The organism is Brevibacterium oceani, from assembly GCF_013623835.1.
Classification (GTDB): Bacteria; Actinomycetota; Actinomycetes; order Actinomycetales; family Brevibacteriaceae; genus Brevibacterium; species Brevibacterium oceani.
Map to the genome: position 1 here is coordinate 116826 of NZ_JABKDE010000010.1, position 13890 is coordinate 130715.

At 64.0% G+C, this 13890-nt stretch carries 14 protein-coding genes; 12 read left to right on the plus strand and 2 right to left on the minus strand.

Annotation, left to right across the window (positions count from 1 at the left end; genetic code table 11):
- Positions 1–96 precede the first annotated feature (96 nt).
- Together HK401_RS18780 and HK401_RS18785 are read left to right on the plus strand one after the other, a co-directional pair.
- Positions 97–345, plus strand: coding sequence for a hypothetical protein (locus HK401_RS18780; protein ID WP_181276176.1), 249 nt, complete (start codon positions 97–99; stop codon positions 343–345).
- A gap of 114 nt (positions 346–459) precedes the next feature.
- Entirely contained in the window at positions 460–948 is a 489-nt protein-coding gene (locus HK401_RS18785) for a pyridoxamine 5'-phosphate oxidase family protein (protein ID WP_181276177.1), read from the plus strand.
- 165 nt (positions 949–1113) lie between these two features.
- Here HK401_RS18785 and HK401_RS18790 read toward each other — a convergent pair whose 3' ends face one another.
- Positions 1114–1443, minus strand: coding sequence for a rhodanese-like domain-containing protein (locus HK401_RS18790; RefSeq protein ID WP_181276178.1), 330 nt, complete (start codon positions 1441–1443; stop codon positions 1114–1116).
- A gap of 310 nt (positions 1444–1753) precedes the next feature.
- On the opposite strand from HK401_RS18790, the gene HK401_RS18795 reads away from it, so the two are divergent.
- The 7 genes from HK401_RS18795 to HK401_RS18825 all read left to right on the plus strand — a co-directional run bounded on the left by HK401_RS18795 (position 1754) and on the right by HK401_RS18825 (position 6982).
- Positions 1754–2629 (plus strand): pyridoxamine 5'-phosphate oxidase family protein, encoded by an 876-nt coding sequence (locus HK401_RS18795; protein WP_258234334.1) that lies wholly within the window; start codon positions 1754–1756, stop codon positions 2627–2629.
- Between the two features lie 196 nt (positions 2630–2825).
- A complete protein-coding gene (locus tag HK401_RS18800; RefSeq protein WP_181276180.1) occupies positions 2826–3116 on the plus strand; it encodes a DUF4287 domain-containing protein in 291 nt (96 codons plus the stop codon).
- Positions 3113–3457 (plus strand): cupin domain-containing protein, encoded by a 345-nt coding sequence (locus tag HK401_RS18805; RefSeq protein ID WP_181276181.1) that lies wholly within the window; start codon positions 3113–3115, stop codon positions 3455–3457. The genes HK401_RS18800 and HK401_RS18805 overlap by 4 nt, the downstream gene beginning before the upstream one ends.
- Positions 3458–3519: 62 nt before the next feature.
- Complete coding sequence (locus tag HK401_RS18810; RefSeq protein ID WP_181276182.1) at positions 3520–4845, plus strand: FAD-dependent oxidoreductase; 1326 nt, start codon at positions 3520–3522, stop codon at positions 4843–4845.
- Between the two features lie 73 nt (positions 4846–4918).
- Entirely contained in the window at positions 4919–5776 is an 858-nt protein-coding gene (locus HK401_RS18815) for an ABC transporter permease (protein ID WP_181276183.1), read from the plus strand.
- A complete protein-coding gene (locus tag HK401_RS18820; protein ID WP_181276184.1) occupies positions 5769–6587 on the plus strand; it encodes an ABC transporter ATP-binding protein in 819 nt (272 codons plus the stop codon). The genes HK401_RS18815 and HK401_RS18820 overlap by 8 nt, the downstream gene beginning before the upstream one ends.
- A 50-nt stretch (positions 6588–6637) precedes the next feature.
- Entirely contained in the window at positions 6638–6982 is a 345-nt protein-coding gene (locus HK401_RS18825; RefSeq protein ID WP_181276185.1) for a hypothetical protein, read from the plus strand.
- Positions 6983–7035: 53 nt separating this feature from the next.
- Here HK401_RS18825 and HK401_RS18830 read toward each other — a convergent pair whose 3' ends face one another.
- Positions 7036–9564, minus strand: coding sequence for an excinuclease ABC subunit UvrA (locus tag HK401_RS18830; RefSeq protein WP_181276186.1), 2529 nt, complete (start codon positions 9562–9564; stop codon positions 7036–7038).
- 308 nt (positions 9565–9872) lie between these two features.
- Between HK401_RS18830 and HK401_RS18835 the strand changes: the two genes are divergently transcribed.
- The 3 genes from HK401_RS18835 (at position 9873) to HK401_RS18845 (ending at position 13729) form a co-directional block, all read left to right on the plus strand.
- Positions 9873–11144 carry an MFS transporter gene (locus HK401_RS18835; protein ID WP_181276187.1) on the plus strand — a complete coding sequence of 424 codons (1272 nt, stop codon included), beginning with the start codon at positions 9873–9875 and terminating at the stop codon, positions 11142–11144.
- Positions 11145–11494: 350 nt separating this feature from the next.
- Positions 11495–12451, plus strand: coding sequence for a sirohydrochlorin chelatase (locus tag HK401_RS18840; protein WP_309136047.1), 957 nt, complete (start codon positions 11495–11497; stop codon positions 12449–12451).
- A gap of 114 nt (positions 12452–12565) precedes the next feature.
- Complete coding sequence (locus HK401_RS18845) at positions 12566–13729, plus strand: Fic family protein (protein WP_258234335.1); 1164 nt, start codon at positions 12566–12568, stop codon at positions 13727–13729.
- Positions 13730–13890: the final 161 nt, after the last annotated feature.

Below are 13890 nucleotides of genomic sequence, written 5' to 3' on the forward strand. Positions count from 1 at the left end.
TCGTAAGCTAAGCTAATGAAATGACGGGCGATGCAACGGTGGCACACCAGTGACGCACCCGTCAGTCACGTGACCCTCACGTGCGGAAGGAGCACCATGACCAGGAACAGAGACGACGAGTCAGCGGCAGAATCCGCAGCGAGAGACGCCGCAGCCAAGCTCGACGAGGCGACCGAGAAGATCGGCGGAACCTCGAACGTGGATTCCGGAGTCGAGGTCGGCTACACAGAAGACGACAGCGACGAGCGCCTGCAGGGAGTGGCCGACGAGATCGGTGTGACCCTGCACCGCAACCCCGACGGTTCACACACAGCGGTCGAAGAATCGCAATCCGGCCTCGACTGATTCACGGCGCCGGCTCTGAGCCACAGCGCCAGACGTGGACCACGGCAACCGCCCTGAACCACGACACCCAGCACGATCCCCACACTCCACTCAACCCCTCGATGGGAGAGCACCATGAGCAACGACCAGAAGAATCTCGAACTCGACGATGTCGTCACCATCCTCAACGACAGCAGAATCGTCATGCTCACCACAGCCCTCAATGACGGCAAGCTGCTCGCGCACCCGATGGTGCCGCAGCAGGTCACCGCGGACGCCGACGTCTGGTTCTTCCTCGGACTGCACGGAGACCAGGCGACCGCCCTGCGGACGAATCCGTACGTCAACATCACCGTCGCCGAGGCGGGAAATTGGCTTTCGGTCGCAGGTCGCGTCGAATTCGTCGACGACCGGGCCAAGATCGACGAACTCTGGGACGATTCCGTCGCCGCGTGGTTCGATCAGGGACGCAATGACCCGAACCTCGGCCTCATCAAGGTCACGAGCGACTCCGCGCAGCACTGGGGTCTCACCGGCGGGAAGCTCTCGGCCATGGCTCAGATCGTCAAGTCCAAGGTGACCGGTCAGCGCACCGGCGGCGGAACCGACACCACCGAACTCTGACGCCGTCGGCTCGGCCCAGAGCTCAAAGGCGACAGCACACAGACGAGCGCCGGGCTGCATATCCGCAACCCGGCGCTCGCCGCTTTATCAAGAGTTTCTTGCTGAGAGTGCGCGTCCTCAATCGCGCACCGTCACCGGCCCGAGGCTGTCACCGGCCCGAGGTCCTCACTTGACCCAGGGCTCTTCGCCGGTCTCGGAGACGATGGGTTTGCCGTTGTCGAGGTTCCAGGCTCCCATACCGCCTTCGACGTTGAATGCATCGAAGCCGTTCTGGTTCAGCCAGGCCACGGCGCGGTTCGACCGACCGCCGGTGCGGCATATGACGTACATGTCGTCATCGAGGGGCAGATCGTCGAGGCGGCCCGGCAGCTCACCGAGTGGAACGTGGAAGGCGCCCTCGATGTGGCCGGCCTCCCACTCATCGTCCTCACGGACATCGACGATCGTGGCGCCGTCGGGGATGTCGTTGACAGTGACATTGGCTTCTTCATCCATGTCCTCAGTGTAGGCAGGTGACTGAGGTGCTCGCACCTGCTCGAAGATTCCGAAACCGAACACGCCGGCACCCGTGTTCGCGACCGTGTCCACATCTGTGTGCGCAGTCCGCACGGCTCCGGATCTCAGACGTCTCGGTCCCAATTCCAAGAGGGCTGTTGCTGTCCCAAGGGGGCTGTTGCCGTCCGGAGAGCCGTGTGAGAATGACCGTGCAGGCGTTGATGCGCCAGCCGACCACGGCCCGGGTGAACGGGACACGGCTCGCGTGAACGACTGCAGCGCCAGGAACCGTCTGCGAAGGGAAATGGTCATGAGCAACAGAGACAAGAGTGACGAGTCACCGGCCGAGGAGAAGGCTCGTGACGTCGCAGCGAAACTGGACGAGACTGCCGAGCCGCTGGCCGGGACGTCGGACATGGATCCTCACGCCGAGGTCGGCTATACCGAGCGGAACGTCGAGGCACGTGCTCAGAATGCCGCCGAGCAAGAAGGTGTGACTCTGCGCCGCAACCCCGATGGCTCGCACACGGCGACCGACGAATCACGGGCCGCCGGGACGACTCCGAATCCGGAATCGACTGCTTCCGGAGCCGCCACCCGCACGTCCGCCGGCTTCGATTCCCCAGCGGACGACACCTCCGCAACCGACGACACGGAAGCCGGCCAGGTCTCCGCCGCAGGTGACGGTCAGAGGCCCGCAGGCAAGGCGGCGACGGATGAACTCGACCGGGCCGATGTCGTCAAGATCCTGCGCGGCAGCGATTCGGTCATGCTCGCCACCGCACTGGCCGACGGCACGATCCTCGCCCACCCGATGGCTCCTCAGGAGGTCACCGAGGACGCCGATGTCTGGTTCTTCCTCGCCCTCGACGGCGACCAGACGAAGGCGCTGCGGACGAATCCCGAAGTCAATATCAGCTTCGCCGAGGCAGGCAACTGGCTCTCCGTCGCCGGGCGCGTCGAGTTCGTCGACGACCAGGCCAAGGTCGACGAGCTGTGGTCGGATTCCGCTCAGGCGTGGTTCGATGACCGCCGGGACCCGAATCTCGGGCTGATCAAGATCGTCACACACTCCGCCCAGCACTGGGGCCTGCCCGGAGGGAAGGCCTCCGGCCTGTTCCAGATGGTCAAGTCCAAGATCACCGGCGACCGACCTGCCGGCGGCACTCAGACCACGGAGCTGTGAGCCGGCACGAGGCATCCGAGCGTCATCTGAGTGCCGAGTTGCATCAGACGCCTGCCATGGCCGCGGTTGCGCTGGACCACGCAACTGTGGAACGGGCTCGCCGAAGAGGCTATTCTCTCTTCTAGGCAGGACCGCCGCAGAGCCTCGCGGTGTCGCGCAGAGTCGCTCGGCATCTTCTTATGACGAAGGGATCCCCATGTCGTTCCAGGCCTACCTCGACACCATCGAAGACAAAACCGGGCTCACCCCGCGCCAGTTCATCGGCCTCGCCGAGGAGAAGGGATACGACGCCGACTCTGTCAAAGCCGGCGTCGTCCTTGAGTGGCTCAAGACCGACTACGGTCTGGGCCGCGGGCACGCAATGGCACTTGTCCATGTCATCAAGAAGGGCCCGCAGATCGATGCCAAACACGTCGGCTCCGGCGGCACACACAATGACGACTCCGATGTGCTCTGGCTCGACGGCAAAGCGAGCAGACCGGCATGATCACCGTCACCCAACGCTCCGAGCTTCTGCTGCTCGGATCGCCGACGGCCAAGTTCATCGGTTCCGAGCATGGGGCTGACGTCTCGTTCTTCTGGGTCGACACCGCACCAGGAAAGGGCCCCGATCTGCACTGGCATCCCTATACGGAGACATGGATCGTTTTGTCCGGACATGTGCGCATCGACGTCGATGACGAAACTGTCACTGCCGAGACTGGCGCCGTCGTCACCGTCGGAGCAGAAACGGTCCACCGCTTCCGCAACATCGGAACCGAGAATCTCAAGATGGTGTGCATCCACGCTTCACCCGAGATCATCCAGGAGTTCGTCGCTGCGGGCTGACCAGGTCGGTTTCGCGCCCGCCCATCCGACCCGGTCGCCTCGGCGAGGATTAGCATGGAGGCATGAGCAAGTCGATCGTCATCATCGGTGGGGGATTGGCCGGGACCACGACGGCGCGGGAGCTGAACGCGCGCGGGCAGGCGGTCACCATCATCGATCCGCGGGCAGGTGAGACGTGCGAGCGCCCGCCCCTGTCGAAGCACCTCTTCGACGGTGCCCGCCACCACCTGCCTTACCACCTCGAATCGACCGAGCACATCACCTTCGTCCGTGATTGGGCAGAGGACATCACCCTCGCCGAGGCGGCTGCGGACTCCCGCTACACCGCGGAGACCCAGCGGCACCCCCATACGCTCGCCGGCCATCACACGACTGGGGGCACCGTCCATCTTTCGTCGGGGGAGTCCATCGACTTCACTCACTGCATCCTCGCCACCGGGATGGAGGCCAACCGCCCGCAGATCCCGAACTATCCGGACGCGCTGCCGGTGTACGACCTCGGCGATGCCGACTGGATCCTCGACCGGGTGGAGCAGGCCACGCAGCCGCTCAACATCGGGGTTCTCGGCTCCGGATATCTCGGAATGGAGGTCGCCACCTCGGCGGTCGCCGCCGGACATCAGGCCACCGTCTACCTGCGCGGGGACGAACCCCTGCGCAGACAGCTCTCCGCTCCGGTCCGGCAGGCTTTGCTCGAAAAGCACAAGGCCGCAGGTGTCGAATTCGTCACGCACACCTCGAGCCCCGACGACATTCCCGCAGATGTTCATGATCTGTTCATCACCAGCGTCGGTGCCCGACCCCGGCTCATCCCCATCGACGGCGACCGACCCGCCGAGGCGTGGGATGTCGATGAGAGCTTGGCAACATCTCACCCTGGCATCTTCGCCGCCGGCGACTGCGCCATCGTGACCGCCGGTCCCTATGCTCTCGATCACCCATGGGCCTGCGAACCGGTGGCCGAAAGCCACGGTCAGTTCCTCGCTGAACTGCTCGCCGACACGATGGCCGACAGCCCCGCCGAGGTGGCCGACAGTGACGCCGACACCGCCGTCAGTGGCGCCGAGAGTACGACAGAGATGCGCGCCACAACCTGGTCAGACGTCCCCTGGCACTGGAGCCTCCAAGGCCCGGAGAAGGTCTTCACTGCAGGCATGACCAGCCCCGATGCCACCGACACGATCATCCGGCATGACCCGTCCGGGGCGAAGTTCCAGGTCTTCCACTTCGACGGTTCGGACCCGGAGTCGAAGCTCATCGGCGTCGAAACGCTCAATTGGCCGCCGATGCAGGCCGCCGCCAGGCGAGTTCTCGGCGGTAGCCACATCCCAACTCGGGCTCAGATCGATGACCCCGATTTCGACTTCAAGGCTCACAGCCGACTGTGAGTCTGCGCTAGTCTCATCACGTAGACTTTTCATCTGTTCAATCCCCAGTCGCCGACGAGAGAATCTTCTGTTCATGGATATGGCCAGGCTTGCTGCCGAGCACGGACTTGAGAGAGTTGGTGGACGGCCGTCGTTGCCCGAGTACGTCAAACAGCTTCTCAACCGAAGCGACTTCACGTACACGCTGGCGAAGTACCGGATGCAGTCCGAGAACGAGCGCAATCGCCTCGGCATGCTGTGGGTGTTGCTACGCCCAGGATTCTCTGCCCTCATCTACGGCACGGTGTTCGGTTACATCATGAAAGGCGCCTCCGCACGCCCCGATGACTTCGCGCCCTTCGTCATCATCGGCGTATTCGTTCTAGAGTTCTTCAACACCTCGATGAACGGCGGCGCGAAGTCGATCATCTCGAATGCCTCACTCGTCCAATCGCTGCCGTTCCCGCGCATTGTTCTGCCTATTGCCAAAGTATTCCAGAACCTGCTCGACTTCATCCCCACTTTTATCTTCATGGCGCTGTTGGTCATCTTGTTCGGTGCACGGCCAGGCTGGGACTGGTTCCTCTTCATTCCGCTGGTGTTCCTGTTCTGGGTCTTCAACCAGGGAGTGGCGTTCATCTTCGCCCGCGCGACGGTCCACTTCCGGGACCTGTCGCAGGTCACCCCATTCATCTCCCGAATGATCTTCTACACCTCGGGCGTCTTCTTCGACCTCAAAGTCATGATCGACAAGATTAACCCTGCACTTCAGCCCTTCGCTGATTGGCAGCCCATCAACAATGTGCTGTCCATCGCTCGCGGCATCCTCATGAAGGACGGAGTCGTTCCCTACGACTACTTCTGGCACCTGGCCATCTGGGCATTCGGCATCTTCATCATCGGCTTCGTGTTCTTCTGGCAGGCCGAGGAAAGGTTCGGGCGTGATGAGTGACGAGAATTCTTTCGACACCGGCAGCCTCCCCGAGGTGACCCGGAACAACCCGCCCGTCGTCGTCTGCGACAACGTCCACGTCCGCTACAAGACCCTGGCCACGGGCAAGAAGCTCAAGCTGGGCAGCAAAGACGTGATGACGCGAAAGCGGGAGCTGAGGGAAGTCCACGCCCTCAAAGGCATCAGCTTCGTCGCTCACAAGAACGAATCGATCGGCATCATCGGCAGCAACGGCTCCGGCAAGTCCACGCTCATGCGGTCGATCACCGGGCTGACTCCGACCTCCGAGGGCGCGATCTATGCGACGTCACGGCCGAACCTCCTCGGCGTCGGTGCCGCGCTGATCCCGGACCTCTCCGGTGCTCGCAACATCGTTCTCGGTTCTCTGGCATTGGGACTCACCCACGACGAGATCGACGCGAAGTTCAATGACATCGTCGAGTTCACCGGTCTTGAGGATTTCATCGATCTGCCGATGCGCACGTACTCATCGGGTATGTCCCAGCGTCTGAAGTTCGCGATCGCGACCTCGGTGCAGCATGAGATCCTCATCGTCGACGAGGCGCTCAACGTCGGTGACAAGAAGTTCCGTGACCGTTCCGAAGGCCGTATCCGCGCCATCCGTGAGAACGCCGGTACCGTCTTCCTCGTCTCGCACTCGATGCGCACGATCAAGGACACGTGCAACCGTGCGCTGTGGATCGAGAAGGGCGAACTGATCGCCGACGGTCCGGCGCTTGAAGTGATTCGGAAGTACCAGGCCTTCACCAAGGCCGAGAAGGCGAAGGAAACCGAGGAAGAGCCGGGCTGAGGCATCGCACCCCCTAGCCGATATACGGCTCGCTCGGTACATTCGACCGCATGGACAACAGTTCACGCGAACCGATCGAGTCACGTCGTATCAGTGATCAGCCTGCGCTGCGCAGCTCGTCGGGCACCATCTGGATCGTGGCAGGTGGGATCTTCCTCATCGTCGTCGGCAGTGTGCTCACGGCGATCATCGTCACCGGCAGCACGGCGGTGCCCACAGCGATCACCACGATCGTCATAGCGGGAGTGCTCTACCTGATCCTGCTCATCGCCCGCTTCGTCTTTCGACCGGGCCGAGTGCGTCTGTGGGTCATGGCCGGTGCAATGATCGGCATGGCCGTAGCCTCGCTCATCGGACTCGTCCTCTGTGTGGGCGCTGCCGCAAGCGGGGCTTGAAGTCGCTCAGATGAGCCGGGAAGTGTGCTCGAGCGCACGAGTCGGCTCTGTCACTACTCGGCGGAATTCGGCTTCAGGTGAACTCTGAGGTACTCACCGGTCACGCTGTGCGGGTCGCCGGAGACCTGCTGCGGCGTTCCGACAGCGACGATCCGACCTCCGTCTTCGCCTCCGCCGGGCCCCAGATCGATGATGTGGTCGGCGTTGGCGATCATGTCGAGGTCGTGTTCGATGACGAGCACCGTTCCACCCTGATCGATCAGTTGCTGAAAGACTCCGACGAGCACTCGGACGTCATCGGGATGCAGACCCACCGTCGGTTCGTCGAAGACGAAGAGGGTGCGCTTCTGCGACTTCCCCAGCTCGGTGGCGAGCTTGAGACGCTGAGCCTCTCCACCGGAGAGGGTGGGAGTCGCCTCGTGGAGGGTGAGATATCCGAGCCCCACGTCCTGCAGAGCAAGGAGGCGATCGCGGACCTTGCGCATTCCGGCAAGGTGGGGGACCGCCTCGGCGACGGTGAGGGCCAACAGGTCGGGCAGCGACCACGGCTGGTCGTCCTCATCGGAGGGGCAACGGTACTCGTCGGCAGCGGGGCTGTAACGGCGCCCCTCGCATTCGGGGCAGGGAATGTCGACATCGGGCAGGAACTGCACGTCGAGCTTGATCTCGCCCGTGCCTTCGCACCGCGGACAGCGCAGCGAACCCGTGTTGTACGAGAAGTCCCCGGCGCCCAGCCCGACCTCCTCAGCCGAATCGAGGCGGGCATACGTTCGGCGGAGGTCGTCGAGGACGCCGGAGTAGGTCGCCACCGTGGACCGGACGTTGATGCCGATCGGAGTGGCATCGACGACGTTGACGCGTTCGATCCCACCGGCATCGAGCTCGCGCACATGGGCTGGCATCGACCGCTTATCGTCGGTTTTGAGGGCGGGGACGAGGCTGTCGAGGACGAGCGTGCTCTTGCCTGAACCGGACACCCCGGTCACCACGGTCAGCCGCTGCCGTGGGATCTCCGTCTCCAGGGCATGGACCGTGTGGATCGGTGCGGTGCTCAGTCGGATCCGGCCGTGGTCGAAGACCTCGGACTCGGGCGTCGGAGTGCGCACAAGGCTGTCGGCGCGACCGGTGAGGTAAGGGCCGATGCGGGAGTCCGGAGCGTCCCCGAGGTCGGCGACGGTGCCGGTGGCCACGACGGTGCCGCCGTCCTTGCCCGAACCGGGCCCGATTTCGATGAGGTGGCCCGCTTCACGGAGGACGAGCGGGTCGTGATCGACCATGACGACGGAATTGCCTTCTTCGAGGAGGTCGGCGATGACGCCCTGCAGTCCGCCGATGTTCGACGGGTGCAGGCCGATCGAGGGTTCGTCGAGAACGTAGAGGACGCCGGTGGTCTCGTTGCGCACTGCCCTGGCGAGTTGGACTCGCTGGCGTTCACCGGTCGACAGCGAGGAACCGGCTCGGTCGAGGGCGAGGTACCCGAGGCCCAGGTCGAGCAGGCGACGGGCCATACCGAGAAGCGTGTCGACCAGGGCCTGCGCCATCGGACGCATCGGTGCGGGGAGTCCAGCAGGGACGTCAACGGCCCAGTCGACGAGTTCCTCGAGGGTCATCGCGGTTGCCTCGGCGAGTCCGAGTTCGCCGATGCGCGGTGCCCGGGTGGCGGGGGAGAGGCGGGTGCCGTGGCAGTCGGGGCACACACGTTCGCTGAGGAAGCGGCTGACTCTGGCCAGGCGTTTGTCAGTGTCGGCGCGTTTGAGTTCTTCGGTCACCGTCAGTCGGGCATTGCGGAAGGTGAAGTCGAGGTCGTGCAGACCCTTCTTCGAGGTGACCGTGATGTGCTTCTTCTCCTCGGGGCCGGCGAAGACGATGTCCCGTTCCCACTCCTTCAGGTCGCGCCACGGCACGTCGGTGCGGACACCGAATTCGCGGGCGATCTGGGGTTGGACATTGAAGCCGAACATCTGCCAGGGGATGACGGTGCCGTCGTCGATGCTCATGTCCGGGTCGCGGACGAGGGAGGCGTCATCGACCTCTCTGATCGTGCCGATGCCCTCGCAGCGGGGACATGCGCCACCGGAATTGAAGGCCAGCGCCTCGGCGCCGGGAGCCTGGACGGTCTCACCGCATTCGGGGCAGTCGAAGGGTTCTTCGGCAGCGACGTCGAGTGTCGGTTCCTGCCGGTGCCCGTTCGGGCAGACATGGGAGGCCAGCCGGGAGAACATCAGCCGGACGACGTTGAGGAGCTCGGTCGAGGTGCCGAATGTCGAGCGGACTCCGGGGACTCCCGGGCGCTGGCGCAGGGCCAGGGCCGCGGGGATGTGGCGGACCCTGTCGACCTCGGCACGTGCGGCTTGTCCCATTCGGCGGCGCGTGTAGGTGGACAGGGCTTCGATGTAGCGGCGCGACCCCTCGGCGTAGAGGATGCCCATGGCCAGGGACGACTTGCCCGAACCGGAGACTCCGGCGATGGCGACGAGGGTATTCAGAGGCACGTCGATGTCGATGCCCTGCAGGTTGTGCACGCGTGCGCCGCGGACTTCGACCGCAGCGGCAGGGGAAGGGTTCCGGGCTTCGGTCGACATATCGTGATCGTAACAAGTGGGTGTGACACGGTGGTGGACCCGGCCTTCGTCTCGAAGCATCGGGGCCACCGTGTGCTCCGAGCACGATGGAGTAGGAGGTAGGGCCTGCAATCTGTTCATTTTGAGTCCTGCAAAGTGTTCAATTCAGCGGCCCGCCGGCCAGTGCCGCCACCCACTGAGACAGCCTCTTGCGCCCGAATCCCACAGGTCTAGACTCGTCTGCTGATACATAAGCGGCCCTCGCGCCGCGGACATCCGGATGACGAGCAAGGACGCAGGCATCCTCGAACAAGCAGAAGAGGCGTGCAATGAGTGAGATGATCGAGGTCACCCGCGAAGAGAAGTCGCGGGCCCGCAAAGCCGTAGTGGCGGCCGGACTGGGCAACGCCCTCGAGTGGTACGACATCATCCTCTTCGGGTTCATGGCGACCTCCATCGCCGTGGTCTTCTACCCGGGCGAGGGACTGTCGGCGCAGCTGATGACCTGGGCGACCTTCGCCATCACCTTCGTCGTCCGACCCCTCGGCGCCGTCCTCATCGGCCGTTACGCCGACAAGCACGGCCGCAAGTCCGCCCTGTCGCTGACGATCGGCCTGATGACGCTCGGCGTGTTCATCATCGTCGTCCTGCCCGGCGAGTCCGTCATCGGCGTGTGGGCGGCGATCGGCCTCATCATCGCCCGCATCATCCAGGGCATCTCCGCCGGCGGCGAATTCGGTTCGGCCACCGCCTTCCTCACCGAGAACGCCAAACGCGGCAAGGCCTTCTACGCCTCCTTCCAGACCGCGACCCAGGGCATCTCGATGTTCCTGGCCGCCGGCATCTCCTGGATCTTCAGCTCGGCGCTCAGCGAAGAAGCCCTGCACTCCTGGGGCTGGAGGGTGGCCTTCGCGCTCGGCCTGCTCATCGGCCCCGTCGGCTGGTACATCCGCTCGACGATGGAAGATACGCCTGAATTCAAGGCCGCCGAGAAGACCGACAACCCGCTGCGCGTCCTCCTCGGCCAGAACTTCGGCCGCCTGTTCTCGGCGTTCCTCATCATCGCCATGGCCACGATCTCCGTCTACCTCATCACGTTCCTGCCGCAGTTCGCCGTCGGCAACCTCGGCCTCGAACCGTGGGCTGCGTTCCCCGGCGCCGTTGTCGCAGGCGTCATCACCCTGATCGGTGCCCCGTTTGCGGGCAGCCTGGCCGACCGAGTCGGACCGACGACCGTGATGATCCCGACGACGATCGTGGGCATCATCGTCGCATGGCCGATGTTCATCCTCCTGACCGCGAACCCCTCCATCGCCGTCCTCACCCTGTGCGAGGCGGTCGTCGGCCTGTTCATGGTCTTCTACTTCGGCCCGATGCCCGCACTGCTGTCGGAACTGTTCCCCGTGCACGTGCGCAGCTCGGGCATGACCATCGCCTACAGCTTCGGTGTCGCGATCTTCGGCGGCTTCGCCCCGCTCATCCTCACTGCCCTGCTCAGCGCGACCGGAGTGCTGACCGTGCCCGGCTTCTACTACGCGGCCCTGTCCCTGCTCTCGCTCATCGGCGTCATTATGGCTCGAAAGGTGTACAAGCAGCGCTGAGTCGCCTCGTCGAATCCGCTCGATCAAGCAGCAACGCGTCTGTCGAAAGGCGCACCTATCGACAGACGAGCGTGCCCTTGAGCGAGATCGGTGGGGTGCAGGGCGGGTCGAAATCTGCGCGCCGCCTTGAACGAGGGAGGCGGAGCGTGGTGCGGGTCGAAATCCGCGCGCGGCCTTGAGCGAGATACCCGACGAAGTGGGGCAGTCTGCGCGGCGTAAATGACACTTCAGTCACCGGCACCGCGTCGGGTCGGATACCCTATTCGGATGAACGCAACCGGAGTCGCCCGTACTCGCCCCGCCCGGTCGTGCGCCCGCACCCGCGTCTGGGCGTCGCAGGGGCGCCTGCGGTGAGGGGCGGTGCATCTAGTGGCCTGCCGTCGCTCGGCCTCATCTCCCACGGCACCTCATCGTCCGTCGGGCAGAGTCTCATCGAAGCACTCGCGGCCGCGGTGGCCCGTGATCTGCGCGAACGCGGGCTCGTCGACGAGGTGATGCTCGGGCACGTGGATGTCCAGCAGCCCGATGTCGACGAGGTGATCGATCGTCTGCCACATGATCGACCCGTCGTGCTCGTCCCGCTGTTGCTCTCGCCCGGATATCACGTACACGTCGACCTCTCCGCGGCGGTCGTTCGTGCGCAGAAAGCCGATCGTGCCGATGACGCGAACCCCGCCGAGGCGGCCGCTCGTGCCGATGACGCGAACCCCGCCGAGGCGGCCGCTCGTGCCGATGACGCGAACCCCGCCGAGGCGGCCGCTCGTGCCGATGACACGAACCCCGCCGAGGCGGCCGCCCGTGCCGGAGATACCGCCCGCGACATCCGCCTGACCCCGACACTGGGACCAGACCCCCGACTTGCGAGGGTCCTCGCCGAACGTCTCCCAACGCTGCGCGCTGACGACGAGATCGTCCTCGCTGCAGCGGGTTCGAGTGACGAGCGCGCCAACGAATCCTGTCGCGAGATGGGGGAACTCCTGGCGCAGGAACTCGGCCGCCCCGTCTCCGTCGGCTTTCTCGCCGGTGCGGGAACTCCGCTCAAAGGCTTTATTGAGCAGAATGCATCGGCGGTGAATCGCCTCGTTCTGGCCAACTATCTGCTCGCTCCCGGCTTCTTCGACGACCTCGCCCGAGGCCTGATCTCGGACACGCAGAATGTCCTCAGTTCGCCCCTGCTGACCTCGGGCGAGCACCAGCGACTTCCAGAGTCTGATCCGCAGTCAGCTGCGGAAGCTGCCGAGTTTCAGCGCCCTACAATCCCTGAACTGCTCGTCGATATCGTCCGCGACCGGTTCCTGAACTCATAACTTACTTCTCTCGATTTTATGAGAAACCAGATAAGCTCATAAAAACTGGAGGCGATGATTATGAGTTCCAACAGGACGAACGGAGATCAGGGTTCACCGTACGAGTGGCCGAGCTTGGACAGCGAAGTCCACGAATGGGTGCCTCGAGCGGGTTTCGGCCCGGGGGCGGTGAGCCAGGCGAGATTCATGAGGTACGAAGCTTCGGTTCCTCCCAGGATCTCCGATCTCACTCCGGTCATCGACCGCGAAGTGAATGCCCTTGCTGAAGAAGCGGCTCGCGGCCTCAGCAGGTTCGACGCCGAGCTGGGGCTCGACCTGGCCGGTTTGGGCCCCGTCCTCCTGCGCTCGGAAGCTGCTTCGTCATCGCAGATCGAGAATCTCACGGCCAGTGCCCGCGCAATCTTCTCGGCTGAGCTGGGAGCGCGTGCGGGCAGCAACGCGGAACTGATCGCCGCCAACACAAGGGCGCTGCTCTCCGCGCTCAGCGATGTGCGGGCGCTGACCGCAGCATCGGTGCGATCAATCCATGAAGTGCTTATGGACGTGGACCCGCGCCACACCCCAGGAGAGTTCAGGGCAGAGCAAGTGTGGATCGGCACACGGTCGGATTCGCCGATCGGTGCGGAATTCGTGCCGCCCCATCACAGTCGGGTTGCGGAACTCATCGACGATCTGGCCCTGTTCGCCGGTCGCTCGGGTATCCCGGCGATGACGTCGATCGCCATCACCCACGCGCAGTTCGAAACGATCCACCCGTTCACCGACGGCAACGGCCGAACCGGTCGAGCAATCGTGCAGGCCATGCTGAGGCAGAGAGGCATTACTCGAAATGTCGCTGTCCCCGTCTCTGCTGGGCTGCTCACGGATGTGAAGCGTTATCACCGTGCGCTGACGGAATACCGAGAGGGCAACATCAACCCGATCGTTCGGATCTTCGCCGAGGCTGCTTTCCGGGCGATCGAAAACAGCACTCAGCTCGTGGCTGACCTGCGCGAAATCAGGGAGCGGTGGAATTCGACGCTGACGGTGAGAAGGCATTCGAATGCCTGGCGCTTGCTCGACGTGCTCGTCGCCCGCCCAGTGCTCAACTCGGCAGCGGCCGCCGACGAGTTGGGGGTTGCGCAGCCGAACGTCTACCCACCTCTCAAAGCTCTCGTTGAAGCAGGGATCCTCACGTCGAAGAATGAGCACAAGCTTGGGCCGTTCTGGCGCAGTGACGAGGTGCTGTTCGCGATCGACGCCTTTGCCGAGCGTGCGGGCCGCCGACAGAAAGCCTGACGAACCTATCTCTCCATCGTGCCTCCTGCCCGCGTGAATTCTTCCGTTCTATGACGGCATGTGTCGCAATGTGTCGGAAGTTAGGTAAGACAAAGTGTTGAGCAATCGCCTCCTCTTGTAGCGTGGCCTATCACTGACTCCCATCAGCGTTTGGAGACGAT